Origin of the sequence: Antricoccus suffuscus, assembly GCF_003003235.1 — a bacterium.
Lineage (GTDB): Bacteria > Actinomycetota > Actinomycetes > Mycobacteriales > Antricoccaceae > Antricoccus > Antricoccus suffuscus.
This window is the reverse complement of record NZ_PVUE01000027.1, coordinates 24,058-42,713: the sequence shown is the minus strand read 5'-3', so window position 1 is coordinate 42,713 and position 18,656 is coordinate 24,058. Positions and strand designations below refer to the sequence as shown.

The following is an 18,656-nucleotide window of genomic DNA, read 5'->3' as shown; positions in this document are numbered from 1 at the left end:
GCGCGGCGTTGTTTCTGTTTACTGGTGCCGGTGACCGCGATGACCGCTTTCTCGATACGCCGCGCGAACTGGCCGGGAGTGTCGGTGTGCGCGTGTGGCAGGACCCGTGCCGTGACCTTCTGCAGTTCGGTGTTGGTGAGGTCGGTGGTGTGCTCGGTGAACAGGTCCAGCTTGTGCGCGGTCATTCCGCGGTAGGGGTCTCCGTCGGGGTCGAGACTGGCGACCGCTACGGCGTAGTGGCGGGTGTAGTAGCTGGCGGTGGCGAGCTGGTTTTTCGCGGTACCGGTGCTGATGTGTGTGGCGGTGGCGAGTTCGGCGGCGGCGAGGTCAATGTTCTGCAGCCACGTGTCGGACCCGATGTCGGGGCAGTCGACCCGCGCATGCCGGCGACTGCTGCCGGGCACGGCGGAGGGGTCGATGAGTTGGTAGTCGGCGGTACTGAGCAGGATGCTGCGCAGGGCGAGCTTCTCGCGGTAGAGGAGTGCTTCGGCGTGTTCGATGTCGACCAGTTGGGTGAGGGTCGCCGTGAACGTCTCGGCTTTCGTGACCGGTCCTATCGGCGGGAGCGGTAGGTCCGCCGGAGCTTGTGTCGTGGGCGGGGCCGTCTCGCCGGTTGCGGCGGGTGTCGAGGGCAGGTCGAGGCGTGGTCGTGTCCGTTCCGCCTGAACCTTATTCCTCGTACGCATGTGCTATATCGTATCGCGCCGGGGTGCGTTACCGCAAGGCCTGAGCGGGTCTTCTTTCCTTGTATATCAGCGTATTTTGCCGCGAATGGCCGGGCTATTTGTCACGGATGACGGGGTACGACGCCACCGTAAGCGGGGTCGGTCAGTCCTTCTTGGTGGAGCGTACGACGCCCTCTTGCACTGCCGAGGCGATGAGCCGGCCATCTTGCGACCACAGCTGGCCGGTGCAGAACCCGCGGTTGCCGGAGGCCGACGGCGACGTGGATCGGTAGAGAATCCACTCGTCGGCGCGGAATGCCCGGTGGAACCACATCGCGTGGTCCAGGCTCGCCCCCACCACTTCGCCACGCGCCCACGAGACGCCGTGCGGGCTCATCGCAGAGTCGAGCAGCGTCATGTCGCTGGCATAGGTCAGGGCGCAGATGTGCATCAGCCGGTCGTCGGGCAACTTCCCATCGGCCTTGATCCAGATGGTGTTGTACGGCTCGCCCGGTCCGGTCCGGGCAAACGGGGGCGTCGAGACGTAGCGCATGTCGATCGGCCGCGGGAGGTCGACCTGCGGTGGCTTGAAGGTGCCGGCGTACGGCGCCATGAGTTCCTTGAACCGCGGCAGCGACTCCGGATCCGGTACGTCGGGCATCGGGTCACCGTGCTCGAACACCGCCTTCTCCTGAAGCTGGAACTGTGCCGACAGCGTGAAGATCACCTTGCCGTGCTGGATCCCCTCGACGTGGCGCGTCGTGAACGATCGCCCGTCCCGAACCCGGTCGACCTGGTAGATGATCGGCACCTCTGGATCCCCGGGGCGCAGGAAGTAGGAGTGCAGCGAGTGCACGTTGCGGTCCTCGGCGACGGTGCGCCCGGCAGCGATGAGTGCCTGGCCGGCAACCTGGCCGCCGAATACCCGTTGCATCGTCAACTGCGGGCTCTTGCCACGAAACAGATCGAGCTCAAGTTGCTCGAGATCAAGCAGTCGGACGAGCCCGTCGACGGCAGACTGGCCTTCCTCACCGGGCTTAGCAGGATGCCGAAGCGCGGGCCCAGTGTCACCAGTCAGGCTCACGGGTTTCCTCCAATGGGTTGTACGAGATGTGAACACCCCATTATCGGGTACGCGGCATCAGCCGCTGGTCGCGCCCTCGCCGAGCCGGTGGACGCGAATGAGGTTCGTCGAGCCCTGCGTTCCCGGTGGGCTGCCCGCGACGATGACGACTAGGTCGCCCGGTTGCCGAGTGCCGAGTTGAATAAGCGCCGCATCGACCTGCGCGATCATGGCGTCCGTCGTCGTCACCTGCGGGACGATGTACGTCGTCACCCCCCACGTCAGCGCCAACTGGTTACGCACCGCGATGTTCGGGGTGAAGGCGACTAGCGGCAGGTCTGTGTGGTGGCGCGCAAGGCGGCGTACGGTGTCTCCGCTCGTGGTGAATGCGACCAACGCCTTGGCGCCGAGCGCCTCGCCCACCTCTTTGGCCGACAGCGCGATGACGCCGGACCGCGTGCGCGGCTCGTGCTCGAGCGGCGGTACCCGGGTGCTGGCACTCTCGACCGCGTCGATGATGCGGGCCATCGTGCGTACCGCTTCCACGGCGTGCTTGCCGACGCTCGTCTCACCGGAGAGCATCACCGCGTCGGCGCCGTCCAAGATCGCGTTCGCGACATCGGAGGCCTCGGCGCGGGTAGGCCTCGAGTGCGTGATCATCGACTCGAGCATCTGCGTCGCCACGATGACCGGGCGGGCCTTCTCGCGGGCGGTCTGGATGGCGCGCTTCTGCACGAGCGGGACTTCTTCGAGCGGCATTTCCACGCCGAGATCGCCGCGCGCGACCATCACGCCGTCGAAGGCCTGAACGATCGCATCCAGCTCCGCGATCGCCTCCGGCTTCTCCAGCTTCGCGATCACCGGCACGCTCACGTTAGCGGCGGACATGATGTCGCGCACCAGATCGACGTCGCTGGCCCGGCGTACGAACGACAACGCCACCATGTCGACGCCAAGCTCCAACGCGAACCGCAGGTCGTCGGCGTCCTTGTCCGACAGCGTCGGGATACTGACGTTGACGTGCGGTAGAGACAGCCCTTTGTGATCGCTGACGACGCCGCCCTCACGCACCACGACCTGGACGTCGTTTCCGGACACCCGGGCCACCTCGACCGCGACGTTGCCATCGTCGATGAGCAACCGGTCACCGGGGCGCACGTCCTGCGCGAGCTGCTCGTACGTCGTGCCGACCCGGTCGTGCGTGCCGACCACGTCGTCAGTGGTGATCACGACCCGCTCCCCGGTCTCCCAGCGCACCGGGCCGTCCGCGAAGGTGCCGAGCCGGATCTTCGGGCCCTGCAGGTCGGCCAGTACGCCGATCGGCCGGCCACACTCACCCGCTGCCCGGCGTACGGCGGCGTAGCTCGCGCGGTGGTCGGCATAGGTGCCGTGGCTGAAGTTGAGACGCGCCACGTCCATCCCGGCGAGTGCCAGGGCTTTGAGGTCACGGTACGACGATGTCGCCGGGCCGAGTGTGCAGACGATCTTCGCGCGGCGAGTCATATCCCCAGCCTAGCCACGCCGCCAGGTCGGAATCGGGTCACCGCCTCAAAAAGTCTTGATCCAGAGGTTGACCGCGTAGTCCACGTCGAGCCCGGCGTGTTCGGCGATGATCTGCGCGGCCAGCGCCGGGGCGAACTCGATGCGTACGACGGACTCGAAGTCGGTACGCCGCGAGAAGCGCCAGCCCATGTCGATCGACTGGCGGGCCCATCCGCGGCTGGAGAAGAAGGTCTCGACCGCGCGCACGTCGTACTGCGGCCAGGCCCGCCGAAACCAGCCGCCGAAGGTGGACCGGCTCGCGTCGTTGTCGATGATGAACGCCGTACCGCCGCGGCGCATCACCCGATCGAGCTCGATCAGGCCGGGCTCACAGCCCGGGCCGAAGAAATATGCCCACCGTGCGTGCGCGACGTCCACCGAGGAGTTCGGCACCGGCAACTGCTGCGCGGTGCCGGCCCGCACATCGACGTTCGCCAGTCCGGCATTACGCACCCGCCGTCGTGCACCGGCGACCAGCGGCGGATGCGGCTCAACGCCGATCACCTGCCGCGCGGACCCGGCAAACGTCGGCAGATAAAAGCCCGTGCCGCAACCGATGTCAAGCACGGCCTGTGCGGTCCAGTCATGCCCGGCGCGCAGTTGCCGCAGCAGCCGGCCATCGGGATCCACGGCGTGGTTTTCGATCTCGTAGACCGCCGGAGAGTCCCAAATATTGGGCGACCTGATGACGGCGCTCATGAGCTCTACTTGTCGGGTGGGTCAGTCGGATCGGGTGGGTCGGGCGGCGGATCGGGCGCCGTATCCGCTGTCGCGTCGGGCCCCTCAGAGGCATCCTGGCCCGCCGCGTCGAGGCTGTCGTTGTCGGTGGCGGGAGTCTGCACGACGGGCGCTCTGCCGTCGACGTACGCCGACGTCTCACGCGGGCCCTTGCGCACGAAAAACACGACCAGCCCGGCGAGGCCGACGATGAGCGCCGTCCACACGTTGAGCCGCTGCCCCAGAATGATCTCGGCCTGGTCGGTGCGCAACTTCTCCACACCTAGCCGGCCGAGGCAGTAGAGCGCGACGTACAGCGCGAACACCCGGCCGCGGCCGAGCTTGTACTTCTTGTCCAGCCACAACAGCACACAGCCGACGGCGACGTCCCAGATCAGCTCGTAGAGAAACGTGGGCTGGTAGTAGCCCTTGACGATCGGGTTTCCGGCGGCATCGCGGATCGCCTCGCCTTTGGTGAGGTCGTAGTCGTAGATCTCGAGCTTCCACGGCAGGTTGGTGGCGCCGCCGTACAGCTCGTTGTTGAAATAGTTGCCGATCCGGCCGATCCCCTGCGCAATCACGATGCCCGGCGCCATCGCGTCGGCGACGACGGCCATCCGAAGCTTCGCCTTGCGGGCGCCGATGTAGGCACCGACCGCGCCGAGCGCGATCGCGCCCCAGATCCCGAGTCCGCCGTTCCACACCTTGAAGATGTCGATCAGGTGGCCGTTCTTGCCGAAGTAAGGCTCGGGTGTCGTGAAGATGTGGTAGAGCCGGCCGCCGATCAAACCGAAAGGCACGGCCCACACCGCGAGGTCGAGAATCTCCCCGGGCGCACCGCCGCGGGCCACCAGCCGCCTGCCGCTGAGCCAGATCGCGAAGATTACGCCGGTGAGGATGCAGATGGCGTACATCTGAATCTTGATCGGCCCGAGGTGGATCGCGCCGACCGTCGGACTCGGGATGGACGCAAGTGACGTCGCCAGCATGGTGTGCATCAGCGGCCGGTCGCCTTGCTGAGGTCGGCCGCGAACGCCCCGGCCGCGTGCGCCGGGTGGGCCGGATCGGACGCGACGGCACTGACCAGAGCCGATCCGACGATCACGGCATCGGCGTACGCGCCCACCTCACGAACGTGCTCCGGCGTACGTACGCCGAGTCCCACGCCGACAGGTAGGTCCGTGAACTCCTTGGTACGCCGGACAAGTTCCGCCGCCCCGGCACCAACGGTGTCACGAGCACCAGTGACGCCCATCGTGGACGCGGCGTACACAAACCCGCGACAGTTCTCGACGGTCATCTTGAGCCGGTCCGGCCGCGACGACGGCGCGACGAGGAAGATCCGGTCGAGCCCGTGCGCATCACTCGCGGCTATCCATTCGGCAGCCTCATCCGGAATCAGGTCCGGTGTGATGATCCCCTGTCCCCCGGCCGACGCGAGGTCGCGCGCGAACCGGTCGACGCCGTACCGCACAATCGGCGCCCAGTAGGACATGATGACCGCGACACCACCGGCGTCGGAGACTTCAGAGACAATCCGCAGCACGTCGACGATCTTGGTGCCGTCGGCCAGCGCCTGATCGGCCGCAGCCTGGACAGTCGGCCCGTCTATCACCGGGTCGGAGTACGGCAGCCCGATCTCAACGATGTCGCAGCCGTTGTCGATGAGCGCATTGAAGCAGTCCGCGGAGTTGGCTCTCGACGGGTACCCGGCCGGCAGGTAACCAACCAGTGCGGCACGGTTGTCGCTGCGGGCGGCCTCGAAGACCGCGTCAACCTTGCTCACGTAGTCCTGCTGACGCCGATGACATCGAACCATTTGCCCGCCGTCGCGACGTCTTTGTCCCCACGACCGGAGAGGTTGACGAGGATGACCGCGTCCGGACCGAGCTGAGAGGCCACCAGCGGGATGCCGGCGAGCGCGTGGGAGGACTCGATCGCCGGGATAATCCCTTCGGTACGGCACAGTAGAGCGAATGCGTCCATCGCCTCGGCGTCACTGATCGGCAGGTAGCGGGCCCGGCCGGTCTCCTTCAGGAAGGCGTGCTCGGGGCCGACTCCCGGGTAGTCAAGACCGGCCGAGATCGAATGCGACTCAAGCGTCTGGCCGTCCTCGTCCTGCAGCACGTAGGTCCGCGCGCCGTGCAGTACGCCGACGTCACCACGAGTCAGTGTGGCGGCGTGCCGCTCGGTGTTGACGCCGTCGCCGGCGGCCTCCAAGCCGTAGAGCTCGACCCCGGCATCGGCGATGAACGCCTTGAAGATCCCGATCGCGTTAGAACCGCCGCCGACACAGGCCAGTACGGCGTCGGGCAGTTTGCCGAGCAGGTCGAGACACTGTGCGCGCGCCTCGTCACCAATGACGGCCGCGAAGTCGCGGACCATGGCCGGGAATGGGTGCGGTCCGCCGACCGAGCCGATGACGTAATGGGTGGTCTCGACGCTGGCCACCCAGTCGCGGAATGCCTCGTTCATCGCATCTTTGAGGGTGCGCGAGCCGGATCGGACGGCGACTACTTCGGCCCCGAGCAGCCGCATCCGCGCGACGTTGAGTGATTGCCGCTCGGTGTCGACTTCGCCCATGTAGACGGTGCAGTCGAGGCCCATGAGCGCCGCGGCGGTCGCGGTCGCGACGCCATGTTGACCGGCTCCGGTCTCGGCGATGACTCGCGTCTTGCCCATCCGCTTGGTCAGAAGCGCCTGGCCGAGGACGTTGTTGATCTTGTGTGCGCCGGTGTGGTTGAGATCTTCGCGTTTGAGCAGGACGCGTACGCCGAGCTCGGCAGAAAGCCGCTTAGCTTCGTACAGCAGGCTCGGGCGGCCGGCGTACGTGCGCAGCAGCGAGCGGAACTCATCGACGAACTCGGGATCGGCAATCGCCTTGCGGTAGTTGTCGTCGAGCTCCTCGGTCGCCGCGATCAAGGCCTCAGGGATGAACCGCCCACCGAACTGTCCGTAATAACCGGCGGCGTTGGGCTCACCGGGCAGCGGAGCCGACCATTCGGGGCTGTGCTGGTCGCTCACCGGCACGTCCCTGGTGTCGCGGGGTGCTGTCCTGCAGTTACCAATGCCGACACGGCGGCCTTGGGGTCTCCGGAGGTGACCAGGCCCTGTCCGACCAGTACCGCGTCGGCGCCGGCGCCGGCGTACGAGATCAGGTCGTGCGGGCCGCGTACGCCCGACTCGGCGACCTTGACGACGTTGCTGGGCAGCCCGGGCGCGATACGTTCGAACATCGACCGGTCGACCTCGAGCGTCTTGAGGTTGCGCGCGTTGATACCGATCAACGACGCACCGGCCTGCAGAGCGCGGTCGGCCTCGGATTCGTCGTGCACTTCGACCAGTGCGGTCATGCCAAGCGACTCGACGCGCTCCAGCAAGCCGACGAGCACCTGCTGCTCGAGCGCCGCAACGATGAGAAGCACCAGGTCGGCGCCGTACGCCCGGGCCTCGTGCACTTGGTACGACGAGACAACAAAGTCCTTACGCAGCACGGGAATCGACACCGCTTTGCGCACCGCGGTGAGATCGGCAAGCGACCCGCCGAAGCGACGTTCTTCAGTGAGCACGCTGATCGCGCGCGCCCCGCCGGCCTCATAGTCGGCGGCCAGTAAGGCCGGATCGCCGATCTCGGCGAGCGCACCCGCCGACGGGCTTGCACGCTTCACTTCTGCGATGACCGCGACACCATCACGACGAAAGGCAGCCATGGCATCCAGTGCGGGTGCAATGTCCTGCGCGCGCGCCTTCAACTCGGCGAGAGGAGCCACCTGCTGACGGTTGGCGACGTCTTCGCGAACCCCCGAGATGATCTCGTCAAGCACGTTCACTCGTGGTCCCTTCAGAGGCGAGTGTCCGGCGCTGATTAACAACGCGCGCGGTCACCGGATTTCGGTATAAACAACAGTAGCCACGCCGAATTCGACTCGCGCAACCACCCTGATGTGCAACCACGGCGTGCGCCCGGTTGCCTGGCATGATCGGATAGGTACATGAGCCAAGATTGGTCGGTGCTGGCCAGCACGAGCGCGGACGTCTCAGTCAAGCTGGTCGGACGGGACGAGTTGTACGCCGACGTGGAGCTGTTCAACGGCAGCACGTGTGTGGGCACCGCAACGGTCACCAAGGTTCGCGACGGCGTCGCCGCGATCTCCTGGGTCGCCGACCCGTCGGTGTCCATCGGCGGGTACGCCGGGGCGCTGCGCGCGTTGATCAGGCGGGCCCTCGACAACCAGGGGTTCAGCCGGGTCGAGACCTCCGTGCCGGCCGACGACCCACGCGCGGTCAGTATCGCCATGCGCACCGGCATCCGGCGCGAGGGAATCGCCCGGCAGTCGATCCGGCGCGATACCGAACTTGTCGATGCGGCGATTTTCGCCGCTGTGGCAGGCGATCCGGCCACCGATACCCCGGCTGGCTACACGCATATGCTCGACTCGGTCTTGCCCAAGAAACGGCTGATCTCGCACGTGGTGATGAGTGACCGGGACGGCCGGATCCTGCTGTGCAAGACGACGTTCAAACGAGACTGGGAACTACCCGGCGGGATCGTGGAGCCGGGTGAAAACCCGGTCGATGCCGCGCAACGGGAAGTCCTCGAGGAGATCGGGGTCGACATCGAGATCGGCCGGCTCCTGGTGCTCGACTGGCTGCCGCCGTACCTCGGATGGGGCGATGCAATCGAGCTGCTGTACGACGGCGGCGAGTACGACGCGGCGTACCTCGACACGCTCGTCTATGACTTGCGCGAGATCACCGGCGCGCGCTGGTGCACGCCCGACGAGGCCGCCGAGCTGGTTTCGCCGCTCAACGCCCGCCGCCTCGGGCTGGTGGCACCGCGTAAACCCGATGCCACCCTTCACCTGCGCGACGGCGTCCCGACGTAACTGCTCGCCCTTCAAGCCAGCAACCACGACAAGCAGCGGTCGAGTCCGAGTGGTCCCCTGATCGTACAGCTGTGCCATTTAACAGGAAGAATTCGCCAGCGGCGCTGCGAAACGTCACATGTGTGGAGTTGCGAAATCCGAGGTGGTGACCTGCGCTAGGTCGGGTCGATGCCTTGGTCGAGCGAGTTCCACGCGTCGCGATGGTTCACCGGCTCCGAACCTTGCGGCGCCTCGCGATCGGCCGGCTTGCCCGCTGCGGACGGAGCTTCGTACTTGCTGCCCATCTTCGACCACGACGGACCTCGAACCGCTATCGCGACTCCGACGACGATGGCGATCAGCGCACCGACCAGGGCCAGCCATGGTGGGTACGCCGCCGGGGTTCCGTGTCCGCTCTCAACGCTGGTTCCGGTGCTGCGGACGTCGGCGAGGACCGATGCCGGCGTACCGGTCAGGAACGGTACGACGAGTACCACGGCCACGATGCCGCAGACGGTGACGAGCGCGCCGACGAGTCGGCGTCCCATCCGCCGGGTCGCCGCCACCGCGACCACCGCCGCGAGCAACACGATTGCGACCGCCGTCAAGCCGGGCAGTACGCCACTTCCGGTCGCCGACTTCAGGCCACTCGGTAGCGGCGCCGGCTGAGGTACGGCGACGAGCACCCACTCCTGGCTGGTGGCGAAGAAGATCAGGCCGGCGGCAACTATCAGTCCCGCCAGGCAGATCGAGTAGAGACGCTTCACCGTGCGACGGATTCCGACACCGCTGGTCGAAGCCGCTCAGCGGTAGCAATAGCGGTCAGCGCGGCACGGGCCTTGTTTTCGCTTTCCTGCTGCTCAAGGTGAGGTATGGAGTCGGCGACTATTCCGCCCGCCGCCTGCACGTGTGCGACGCCGTCCTTCACCAGAGCGGTACGAATGCAGATGGCCATGTCGATGTCGCCGGCCGCGGACAGATAACCGACCGAGCCGCCGTAGATCCCCCGGCGTACTGGCTCGAGCTCGTCGATGAGCTGCATCGCACGGACCTTTGGCGCGCCGGTCAGCGTGCCCGCCGGAAAACACGACAGCAGCACGTCGAACGCGTCCTTGTCCGCTGCCACTTCGCCGACGACGGTGGAGACGATATGCCATACGTGGCTGTATTTCTCGACCGCGCCGAGCTCGGTGACATGCACGCTGCCCGGGTGACAGACCCGACCGAGGTCGTTGCGTGCAAGGTCGACCAGCATCACGTGTTCGGCGCGTTCCTTGGGGTCGTTGACGAGCTCGTCGGCGAGCTCTTGGTCGCGTTCGGGGGTCTCGCCGCGACGACGAGTGCCGGCGATCGGGTGCAGGACGGCCTCGTCGCCGGTCACCGTGACCAACGCCTCGGGACTGCAGCCGACGATGTCGAAACCGTCCACGCGCAGGAAGTACATGTACGGCGACGGGTTGAGCAGTCTCAGGATCCGGTAGATGTCGATGGCATCGGCGTTGGTCTGCACCTGGAACCGCTGACTCACCTGCACCTGGAATACGTCGCCCTCGACGATCGCGTCCAAGGCCTTGCGCACGGCGGGCTGAAAGTCGCCGCTCGGCGTGCGCGACTGCGGGGTCGGCGTCGGACCGTCCGAGACGATCTCCACCGGAGCCGGCGAAGGTTTGGCCAGGTCGATTGTCATGGCGTCGATTCGTGCGAGCGCGTCGTCGTACGCCGCATCGATCTCGGCCGCGCTCATGTCTGTATCGACGAACTCGGTCGCGACCAGCGTGACGGTGCCATCGTGATGGTCGACGACGGCTACGTCGCTGACCAGCAGCATGGACAGCACCGGGATCCCCAGGTCGTCGACGGCCCGGTGACCGATCGGCTCGATCATCGCGGCCACGTCGTACCCGAGGTAGCCGACCAGCCCGCCAGCGACCGCCGGCAGCGCGTCGTCCTTAGGACTGCGCAGCGCGTGCCATGACTGGCGAAGCACGTCGAGCACCGGACCCTCAGTGGGCAGGCCTCGCGGGACATCGCCGGTCCACACGGCCTGCCCGCCACGCTCGCTCAGCGTCGCCGGGGCACGCACTCCGACGAAGGAGTAGCGCGACCAGGAGTGTCCGCGTTCGGCCGACTCCAGCAGAAACGTGCCGGTGCCGCCGGCAAGCTTGCGATAGACGCCGACGGGAGTCTCGCCATCGGCAAGCAGCGTCTTGCTGACTGGTACGACCCGATGTGTGCGCACCTTGGCCGCGAACTCCTCGCGACTGGGCGTGATCGTGCCAAGTGTGCTCATTTAGCGCCCTCGGCAGCGTTGTCGAGTGCGGTGGTCGTTACGGCAAGCGCGCGCCCGTCAAAGCAGGTTGCCGTGCCGGTGTGGCATGCGGCGCCGACCTGGTCGACCTGGACGAGTACGACGTCACCGTCGCAGTCCAGTGACACGGACTTGACGTGCTGGATGTGCCCGGAGGTATCGCCCTTCACCCAGTATTCCTGCCGACTGCGCGACCAGTACGTCGCGCGGCCCGTTGTCAGCGTGCGATGCAGTGCCTCGTCGTCCATCCAGCCGACCATGAGCACCGCCTTGGTGTCGTGCTGCTGCACGACGGCGGCGACCAGCCCGGCATCGTCGCGCTTGAGCGCGGCGCGGATCTGGGGGTCGAGATTGGACTGTTCTACGGAAACTCGGGCTGACATACCCTCTATCATCCCCTGCCGGTCAGTAGCCGGCAGACGAGACCGCCTTCTTGTGCTGCAGCCACTGAGTGACCGCGCCGCCGGATGACAGGCTGAACACCAGAGCCGGGCCAATCAGCCCAATAATCGTGACGACGATGACCGTTCCGATGCCGTTGCCGTTGCTCGAGATCAGTGACCAGATCAGGAAGACGACAACCGCGAGCGCGGTCACGGCGGCGCCAAGTTTGATGGTCATGCCGTTGCTGCCACTGAGTAACTGGATCCCGCCGACAAACATGATGATCGCGCCCGCCAGTAGCAAGATCGAGGAGATCCATGCGAAGGCGACGTCGCCGCCGCTCAGCCCCGAGTCGCTGACGGCGGCCGAGCCGATCAGGAAGATCGCGCCCCACAGTCCGTAGATAACGCCGAGCACGATCGCGACGATCGCAGCGCCGGTGGCGACCCCTGGGCGCTGCGGGCCCGATGGGCCGCCGTAACCGGGCTGGTAGCCGACCGGATACACCGGCTGGCCCGGGTAGCCCTGCTGGCCATAACCCTGCTGACCGTATGCCGGCTGCTGACCCTGCGACTGTCCGTAGCCCGGCTGACCATACGCCTGCGGCTGCCCGTAGTCCTGCTGGCCATACGCCGGCTGCTGTCCTTGCGGCTGTCCATAGTCGGGTTGGCCATACGCCGGCTGCTGACCGTAGGCCTGGGTCTGGTCTTGCCCGTAACCCTGCGGCGTACCTTGCTCCCCCGTCGCCGGCGGCGGGGTGTAGCCAGCCGGGTTCTCGCCAGCGGGGTTGTTGCCCGTCGGGTTATTGCCCGCGGGGTTGCTGCCGAACTGCTCTGAGCCGGTGTTCGGGCCACTGCCAGGAGTCGTCATGAGAGTTCTTTCGTGTGAGAACGAGATGAGTAACTGATTCAGAAGTGTACTGGTGATGCCGGGATTTACACATAACCGGCGGCTTTGAATGCCTTCTTAGCCAACATCCACTTCGAGACCGACGAGCTAAGACTCAGACCGAGCACGACCGCGGGCATGATGGAGCCCACGACCGCGGAGACCGTGATGACCGTCCCTGCGCCGGTCTGGACCGACAGGGCCCAGATGGCGAGAACCCAGATCGCGATGATCGCGGCCACGGCGCCGAGCCGCAAAACGATGCCGTTGTTACCGGACAGCATCTGAATCGCACCGACAAACAGCGAGACCGATGCGATTACGCCAAGGATGCCGCAGATCCACGCGATCGCTAGAAATCCTTTCGTGTTGTCCGCGCCCGAGTCCGACGCTGCGGCGGCCCCGATGAGCAGCGCCGCGGCGTACCCAAACGATCCGACGCCGAGCACGATTCCGCAGACGCCCGCCCCGGTCGCGACACCGGGACGCTGTGGCGGCCGTGGACCCACCGGCCCGTATCCGCCCGGGTACTGGTAGCCGTACGCCGGTGCCGGGGCGCCCTGGTAGGGCGCGGCGGGATAGCCGCCCTGCTGATAACCGCCTTGTTGGTAACCACCCTGTTGGTAACCACCCTGTGGCTGCGCGGGATATTGACCGCTGGTCGGCGGTCCCTGGTACTGACCGCTATTCGGGTCTTGGGGCGAGGTCATAGAGGCTCCTACCGGTTTGAATATCGACTACAGACTTACCGACGTACGACGATGCCTTGTCGTGCCATCGAATCCTTGACTTCTGAGATTGTCATCTGGCCGAAATGAAACACGCTCGCGGCCAACACCGCGTCCGCACCCGCCTTCACCGCGGGCGCGAAGTGCTCGACTCTGCCCGCGCCGCCGCTGGCGATCACCGGAATCTGGACGCTGGCCCGCATCGCACTGATCAGTTCAAGGTCAAAGCCGGCCTCGGTACCATCCCGGTCCATCGAGTTGAGCAGGATCTCCCCCGCCCCGCGTTCGGCGACCTCGTGGCCCCACGCGAGGGCGTCGAGACCGGCCGAGCGACGCCCGCCGTGGGTCGTCACACCAAACCCGGACGGCTGGCCCGGTTCGCGGCGTACGTCCAGCGAGCAGACAAGCACCTGCGCGCCGAAGGTCTGCGCGATCTCGCCGATCAGCTCCGGTCGGCTGATGGCCGCGGTATTGACACCGACCTTGTCCGCACCCGCCCGCAACAGCCGATCGACGTCCTGCGCGGTACGTACGCCGCCACCCACCGTCAGCGGGATGAACACCGACTCGGCGGTGCGGCGTACGACGTCGTACGTCGTGTCCCGCGAGTCCGACGAAGCGGTGATGTCGAGAAACGTCAGTTCGTCGGCACCCTGCGCGTCGTACGCCGCGGCGAGCTCCACCGGATCGCCCGCGTCGCGCAGGTTTTCGAAGTTGACGCCCTTCACTACGCGCCCACGGTCGACGTCGAGACACGGGATCACCCGCGTTGCCAGGGTCATCTCGGCCGCCTCAGCGACCGACGCCGGCGACCGCGGCGAGCGCCTCGGGCAGGGTGAAGTTTCCTTCGTAGAGTGCCGTGCCGACGATCGCGCCCTCGACTCCTTCACCGGTGAGACCCGCGATCTGCACAAGGTCGTCGATGGTGGTGACACCACCGCTGGCGACGACCGGGGCGTCGGTCTTGGCGCAGACCCGACGAAGCAGATCGACGTTGGGCCCGCGCAGCATGCCGTCTTTGAGTACGTCTGTGACGACGTACCGGCCGCAGCCGTCCGCCTCAAGCCGTTCGAATACCTCCCACAGATCCCCTCCGTCGCGGGTCCAGCCGCGTGCGGCCAGCGTGTCGCCGCGCACGTCAAGACCAATCGCGACCTTGTCGCCGTGCTCGCCGATGATCTTCGAGCACCACTGCGGATTTTCCAGCGCGGCCGTGCCGATATTGACTCGCGTGCAACCGGTCGCAAGCGCCGCCTCAAGCGACTCGTCATCGCGGATGCCACCTGACAGCTCGACCTTGATGTCCAGCGCGCCGACGACGCGGGCAATGAGCTCGCGGTTGTGGCCACGGCCGAACGCCGCATCGAGATCGACCAGGTGCAGCCATTCGGCGCCGTCACGCTGCCAGCCCTCGGCGGCCGCTAACGGTTCGCCGTACGTCTTACCGGAACCGGCTTCGCCACGGACCAGCTGAACGGCGCGGCCATCGACGATGTCCACCGCGGGAAGCAGTTCCAGGCGCGGCGGTATCGCTTGTGCAGCAGGAATATTTGAGTCAGTCATCTACAACGTGTCCATCCAGTTAGCAAGGAGTGCGGCACCGGCATCCGCGGACTTCTCCGGGTGAAATTGGGTGACACTCAGCGCGCCGTGCTCGGCGGCGGCGACGAAAGGCTCGCCGTACGTCGTCGTGGACACGATCGTGTCGGGTCCGGCGCTGAGCGCCGCAAACGAGTGCACGAAGTAGAAGCGCGACTGTGGGTCAATCCCCTTGAACAGCGAGGATCGGGGGGACGCTTCGACGGTGTTCCAGCCCATGTGCGGCAGGATGTCCGCGGTGAGTTGGACGATCTGTCCGCTCAGTACCCCGACGCCGTCCCGGCGTACACCGTGCTCGTCGCCGCTCTCGAACATCACCTGTGCGCCGACGCATATGCCCAGCACTGGCGCGGCTACGCCCAGCCGATCACGGACGATCTGGTCGCCACCGGCGTCGATGAGGCCGTCCATGCATGCCGCGAACGCGCCAACGCCCGGTACGACGAGACCGTCGGCTCGCATCGCCGCGGAGCGATCTCGAGTGAGCTCGACGCGCGCGCCGACCCGTTCGAGCGCGCGCTGCGCGGAGCGGACGTTGCCGAACCCGTAGTCAAAGAGCACGACCGACTTTTGTGCGGTCATCTATCCGGCCTGCCACAGGATCCCGCCGGCGAGAGCCAGCAGCGCGGCCAGGCCGAGCACAACAGCGACGACGCGGTGCTCACGCATCTGCCATGCACCGCCGGCGAGAATCCCCGCAAGACCCATCAGGCCAATCACGACGATCCAGGTCATCGTGCTTTGATTACCCGCCGCAAGTACGGCGCTCACAGCACTCCCTTAGTGCTGGGGACTCCGCTGGCGCGCGGGTCTATATCGACTGCCGCGCGCAGCGCCCGGGCCAGCGCTTTGTACTGCGCTTCCACGATATGGTGCGGATCGCGCCCCGAGATGACCGTCACGTGCAGGCAGATCCGGGCGTGGAATGCGAGCGTCTCGAACACGTGCCGCGTCAACGATCCGGCGTACAACGCTCCGGTGCCACCGATCGCGGCGTATTCCTGGCCCTCGGGTTCGCCGGTGTGCACGCAGTAGGGCCGGCCCGATACGTCGACGACGCACTGCACAAGCGCCTCGTCCAACGGCACCATCGCATCGCCGAACCGGCGGATGCCGCTCTTGTCGCCGAGCGCCTGACCGAGCGCCTCGCCGAGCACAATAGCGGTGTCCTCGACGGTGTGGTGCCCGTCGATGTGGATGTCGCCGCTGCTCTTGACCTCAAGGTCGATCAGTGAGTGCTTGGAGAACGCGGTCAGCATGTGGTCGTAGAAGCCGACTCCGGTGGCGATATCGCTGACACCCGTACCGTCGAGGTTGAGTTCGACCAGCACACTGCTCTCACTCGTCGTACGGTCAATGCGGGCGGTGCGGCTCATGCGATCTCCTTGTTGACGGGTTGTCTCGCAGTTGGCGGATTGTCGCGCAAATGGTCACGCAGTGCATCGAGAAACGCGGTCGTCTCCGCCTCGGTGCCGGCGCTGACCCGAAGGTGGTGGGCTATCCCTATGTCTCGCACGAGTATGCCGTGGTCGAGCAGCGCCTGCCAGGTCGCGCCCGCGTCGGCGAGTCCGCCGAACATCACGAAGTTGGAGTCGCTGGGCACCGGCAGCAGGCCGAAATCGGCAAGCGTGCGCACGATCCGGTCGCGCTGCCCCTTGATCGCATCCACCGTCGACAGCAGCAGATCCGCATGTCCGAGGGCCGCTATGGCGGCGGCCTGGGTCAGGGAGGAGAGGTGATACGGCAACCGCACAAGACGCATGGCTTCGGTGATCTCCGGGTCGGCGGCGAGATAGCCGACCCGGGCACCGGCAAAGGCGAACGCCTTGCTCATCGTGCGGCTCACGATTAGTCGCGGGTTGTCCGGCAGCAGCCCTAGTGCGCTCGGCGTACCTTCGCGCGCGAACTCTGCATATGCCTCGTCGACCACCACGATTCCTCGGGTCGCGCCGAGGACTGCCTCGACGACATCGCGCGACATCGACGTACCCGTGGGATTGTTGGGCGAGCAAAGGAACACGACATCAGGGTCGTGCTCGGCGATCTGCGCTAGCGCGTCGGCCGCCTGCAGGTCAAACTGCTCGTCGCGTCGGCCGCGGATCCAACCGGTCCCGGTCGAGATCGAGATCAGCTCGTGCATCGAGTACGACGGCACGAAGCCGAGCGCACGGCGACCCGGGCCGCCGAAGGCCTGCAAGATGTGCTGGATGACCTCGTTGGAGCCGTTCGCCGCCCACAGCTGCGCGACGTCCAGCTGCACGCCGGCCTGCGTCGCGAGGTAGCCGCTCAGCGCGCCACGCAGCCGGGTGAACTCGCGATCGGGGTAGCGATTGAGGTCCTTGACTTCGGCAGCCAGCGCCGCAGTCACCGACTGCGCGACCGCATCCGGTAGCTCGTAGGAGTTTTCGTTGGTATTGAGGCGGACCGGCACGTCGAGCTGCGGGGCGCCGTACGCCGTCAGCTCGCGGAACTCCGGCCGCAGAAGGGAGCGTACGACCTCCCGCGACTGCGCGCTCATCGCTGGCCGGGGCGCGGTTCTTCGAACCGCAGTCGCACGGCCGCGCCGTGTGCCGGAAGGTCCTCCGCGTTGGCGAGTGCTTGCACGTGCCCGGCGACCTCCTGCAGCGCATCACGGTCGTACTCCACGATGTGCACGCCGCGCAGGAACGACTGCACGGACAGGCCCGACGAGTGCCGCGCACACCCGCCCGTGGGCAGCACATGGTTGGACCCGGCGCAGTAGTCGCCCAGCGACACCGGTGACCAGGCACCGACGAAGATGCATCCGGCGTTACGCACCCGCGCCGCGACGCCGGGCGAGTCGGCGGTCTGGATCTCGAGATGTTCGGCGGCGTACGCGTCGACGACCTGCAGACCCTGCTCAATGTCGTCGACCAGGACGACGCCGGACTGCTCGCCGGCCAGGGCCGTGCCGATGCGCTCGATGTGTTTGGTGGCCTCGATCTGGACGCGTAGTTCGGCATCCACGGCGGCGGCCAGCTTGTCGCTGCTTGTGACGAGCACCGACGCGGCGAGCGGGTCGTGCTCTGCCTGGCTGATCAGGTCGGCCGCGACGTGGACCGGATCGGCGGTGTCGTCGGCCAGGATCGCGATCTCGGTCGGCCCGGCCTCGGAGTCAATGCCGACCAGTCCGCGCAGTTGGCGCTTCGCCGCGGTGACATAGATGTTGCCAGGTCCGGTGACCAGGTCGACCGGCTCGTTTTCGGCGGTGCCGTAGGCAAACATGGCGATCGCCTGGGCGCCGCCGACGGCGTACACCTCGTCGACGTCGAGCAATGCGCACGCGGCGAGGATGGTTGGGTGCGGCAGGCCGCCAAATGCTTTTTGTGGTGGCGAGGTAACCGCGATCGAACCGACGCCGGCCGTCTGAGCGGGCACGACGTTCATCACGACGCTCGAGGGGTAGACCGCGAGTCCACCGGGCACATAGAGGCCGACCCGCCCGACCGGCATCCACTTCTCGGTCACGGTGCCGCCGGGTACGACGTTGGTGGTGACATCGGTTCGGCGTTGGTCGGCGTGCACCTTGCGGGCCCGCGCGATCGACTCTTCGAGCGCCGCGCGCACCTGTGGGTCGAGCGCTTGGAGTGCTTCGGTGCAGCGTTCGTGCGGCACCCGGATCGAGTCGAGCTCGACCCCGTCAAGGCGTGCGGTGATCTCCTTGACCGCCTGGACGCCGCGCACCCGGATATCTTCGAGGATGGGGCGCACCGATTCGAGCGCCCGGTCGACGTCGATGTCCGCCCGCGGCACTACTTGGCGTAGCTGGACGGTCGACAAGTGCTGGCCGCGAAGGTCGATCGTGCGCAGCACATCCTGCTGGGTCGAGTTTGTAGTCACCCAGTCAGGGTACGTCGCGGGACAGCGCGAAATAGG

21 protein-coding genes are annotated in these 18,656 nt (G+C 66.6%); 1 reads left to right on the top strand and 20 read right to left on the bottom strand.

The features are described from left to right. From CLV47_RS20575 to trpC, 8 genes are all read right to left on the bottom strand, one after another. Positions 1–686: hypothetical protein (locus CLV47_RS20575; RefSeq protein WP_146135474.1), on the bottom strand; the 686-nt coding region annotated here is incomplete at its 3' end. Between the two features lie 142 nt (positions 687–828). Further along, the gene (gene tesB / locus CLV47_RS20570; protein WP_238145540.1) at positions 829–1,749 is read right to left on the bottom strand and encodes an acyl-CoA thioesterase II; all 921 of its coding nucleotides are present in this window, start codon (positions 1,747–1,749) and stop codon (positions 829–831) included. 57 nt (positions 1,750–1,806) lie between these two features. Continuing rightward, entirely contained in the window at positions 1,807–3,231 is a 1,425-nt protein-coding gene (gene pyk, locus CLV47_RS20565) for a pyruvate kinase (protein ID WP_106351000.1), read from the bottom strand. A gap of 45 nt (positions 3,232–3,276) precedes the next feature. After that, positions 3,277–3,969, bottom strand: coding sequence for a class I SAM-dependent methyltransferase (locus tag CLV47_RS20560; RefSeq protein ID WP_106350999.1), 693 nt, complete (start codon positions 3,967–3,969; stop codon positions 3,277–3,279). Positions 3,970–3,974: 5 nt separating this feature from the next. Continuing rightward, positions 3,975–4,985, bottom strand: coding sequence for a prolipoprotein diacylglyceryl transferase (gene lgt, locus CLV47_RS20555; protein ID WP_106350998.1), 1,011 nt, complete (start codon positions 4,983–4,985; stop codon positions 3,975–3,977). Beyond that, positions 4,985–5,773: a tryptophan synthase subunit alpha gene (trpA, locus tag CLV47_RS20550; protein WP_202862718.1), complete on the bottom strand. Its 789-nt coding sequence runs from the start codon at positions 5,771–5,773 to the stop codon at positions 4,985–4,987. The genes lgt and trpA overlap by 1 nt, the downstream gene beginning before the upstream one ends. Further along, positions 5,770–7,011 (bottom strand): tryptophan synthase subunit beta, encoded by a 1,242-nt coding sequence (gene trpB, locus CLV47_RS20545; RefSeq protein WP_106351008.1) that lies wholly within the window; start codon positions 7,009–7,011, stop codon positions 5,770–5,772. Before trpB ends, trpA begins: the two co-directional genes overlap by 4 nt. After that, positions 7,008–7,817 (bottom strand): indole-3-glycerol phosphate synthase TrpC, encoded by an 810-nt coding sequence (trpC, locus tag CLV47_RS20540; protein WP_202862717.1) that lies wholly within the window; start codon positions 7,815–7,817, stop codon positions 7,008–7,010. The genes trpB and trpC overlap by 4 nt, the downstream gene beginning before the upstream one ends. Before the next feature lie 162 nt (positions 7,818–7,979). Between trpC and CLV47_RS20535 the strand changes: the two genes are divergently transcribed. Continuing rightward, complete coding sequence (locus CLV47_RS20535) at positions 7,980–8,873, top strand: NUDIX hydrolase (RefSeq protein ID WP_202862716.1); 894 nt, start codon at positions 7,980–7,982, stop codon at positions 8,871–8,873. Between the two features lie 155 nt (positions 8,874–9,028). On the opposite strand, the gene CLV47_RS20530 is transcribed toward CLV47_RS20535, so the two are convergent. The 12 genes from CLV47_RS20530 to hisD all read right to left on the bottom strand — a co-directional run bounded on the left by CLV47_RS20530 (position 9,029) and on the right by hisD (position 18,620). Beyond that, positions 9,029–9,619 (bottom strand): Trp biosynthesis-associated membrane protein, encoded by a 591-nt coding sequence (locus CLV47_RS20530; protein WP_170111189.1) that lies wholly within the window; start codon positions 9,617–9,619, stop codon positions 9,029–9,031. Further along, positions 9,616–11,142, bottom strand: a complete 1,527-nt coding sequence (locus CLV47_RS20525) for an anthranilate synthase component I (protein WP_106350995.1) — start codon at positions 11,140–11,142, stop codon at positions 9,616–9,618. Before CLV47_RS20525 ends, CLV47_RS20530 begins: the two co-directional genes overlap by 4 nt. Then, complete coding sequence (hisI, locus tag CLV47_RS20520) at positions 11,139–11,543, bottom strand: phosphoribosyl-AMP cyclohydrolase (protein WP_106350994.1); 405 nt, start codon at positions 11,541–11,543, stop codon at positions 11,139–11,141. The genes CLV47_RS20525 and hisI overlap by 4 nt, the downstream gene beginning before the upstream one ends. 22 nt (positions 11,544–11,565) lie before the next feature. Continuing rightward, positions 11,566–12,414 carry a hypothetical protein gene (locus CLV47_RS22255; protein WP_106350993.1) on the bottom strand — a complete coding sequence of 283 codons (849 nt, stop codon included), beginning with the start codon at positions 12,412–12,414 and terminating at the stop codon, positions 11,566–11,568. Positions 12,415–12,479: 65 nt separating this feature from the next. Beyond that, positions 12,480–13,142 carry a hypothetical protein gene (locus CLV47_RS20510; RefSeq protein ID WP_106350992.1) on the bottom strand — a complete coding sequence of 221 codons (663 nt, stop codon included), beginning with the start codon at positions 13,140–13,142 and terminating at the stop codon, positions 12,480–12,482. A 35-nt stretch (positions 13,143–13,177) separates the two neighbouring features. Beyond that, positions 13,178–13,942 carry an imidazole glycerol phosphate synthase subunit HisF gene (gene hisF / locus CLV47_RS20505; RefSeq protein ID WP_106350991.1) on the bottom strand — a complete coding sequence of 255 codons (765 nt, stop codon included), beginning with the start codon at positions 13,940–13,942 and terminating at the stop codon, positions 13,178–13,180. A gap of 10 nt (positions 13,943–13,952) precedes the next feature. After that, positions 13,953–14,723: a bifunctional 1-(5-phosphoribosyl)-5-((5-phosphoribosylamino)methylideneamino)imidazole-4-carboxamide isomerase/phosphoribosylanthranilate isomerase PriA gene (priA, locus tag CLV47_RS20500; RefSeq protein ID WP_202862715.1), complete on the bottom strand. Its 771-nt coding sequence runs from the start codon at positions 14,721–14,723 to the stop codon at positions 13,953–13,955. Then, positions 14,724–15,341 carry an imidazole glycerol phosphate synthase subunit HisH gene (gene hisH / locus CLV47_RS20495; RefSeq protein ID WP_106350990.1) on the bottom strand — a complete coding sequence of 206 codons (618 nt, stop codon included), beginning with the start codon at positions 15,339–15,341 and terminating at the stop codon, positions 14,724–14,726. After that, positions 15,342–15,530: a hypothetical protein gene (locus tag CLV47_RS20490; RefSeq protein WP_106350989.1), complete on the bottom strand. Its 189-nt coding sequence runs from the start codon at positions 15,528–15,530 to the stop codon at positions 15,342–15,344. Beyond that, positions 15,527–16,135 carry an imidazoleglycerol-phosphate dehydratase HisB gene (gene hisB / locus CLV47_RS20485; protein ID WP_106350988.1) on the bottom strand — a complete coding sequence of 203 codons (609 nt, stop codon included), beginning with the start codon at positions 16,133–16,135 and terminating at the stop codon, positions 15,527–15,529. Before hisB ends, CLV47_RS20490 begins: the two co-directional genes overlap by 4 nt. After that, positions 16,132–17,277: a histidinol-phosphate transaminase gene (locus CLV47_RS20480; RefSeq protein ID WP_106350987.1), complete on the bottom strand. Its 1,146-nt coding sequence runs from the start codon at positions 17,275–17,277 to the stop codon at positions 16,132–16,134. Before CLV47_RS20480 ends, hisB begins: the two co-directional genes overlap by 4 nt. Further along, positions 17,274–18,620 carry a histidinol dehydrogenase gene (gene hisD / locus CLV47_RS20475; protein WP_238145539.1) on the bottom strand — a complete coding sequence of 449 codons (1,347 nt, stop codon included), beginning with the start codon at positions 18,618–18,620 and terminating at the stop codon, positions 17,274–17,276. The genes CLV47_RS20480 and hisD overlap by 4 nt, the downstream gene beginning before the upstream one ends. Between the last annotated feature and the right edge of the window lie 36 nt (positions 18,621–18,656).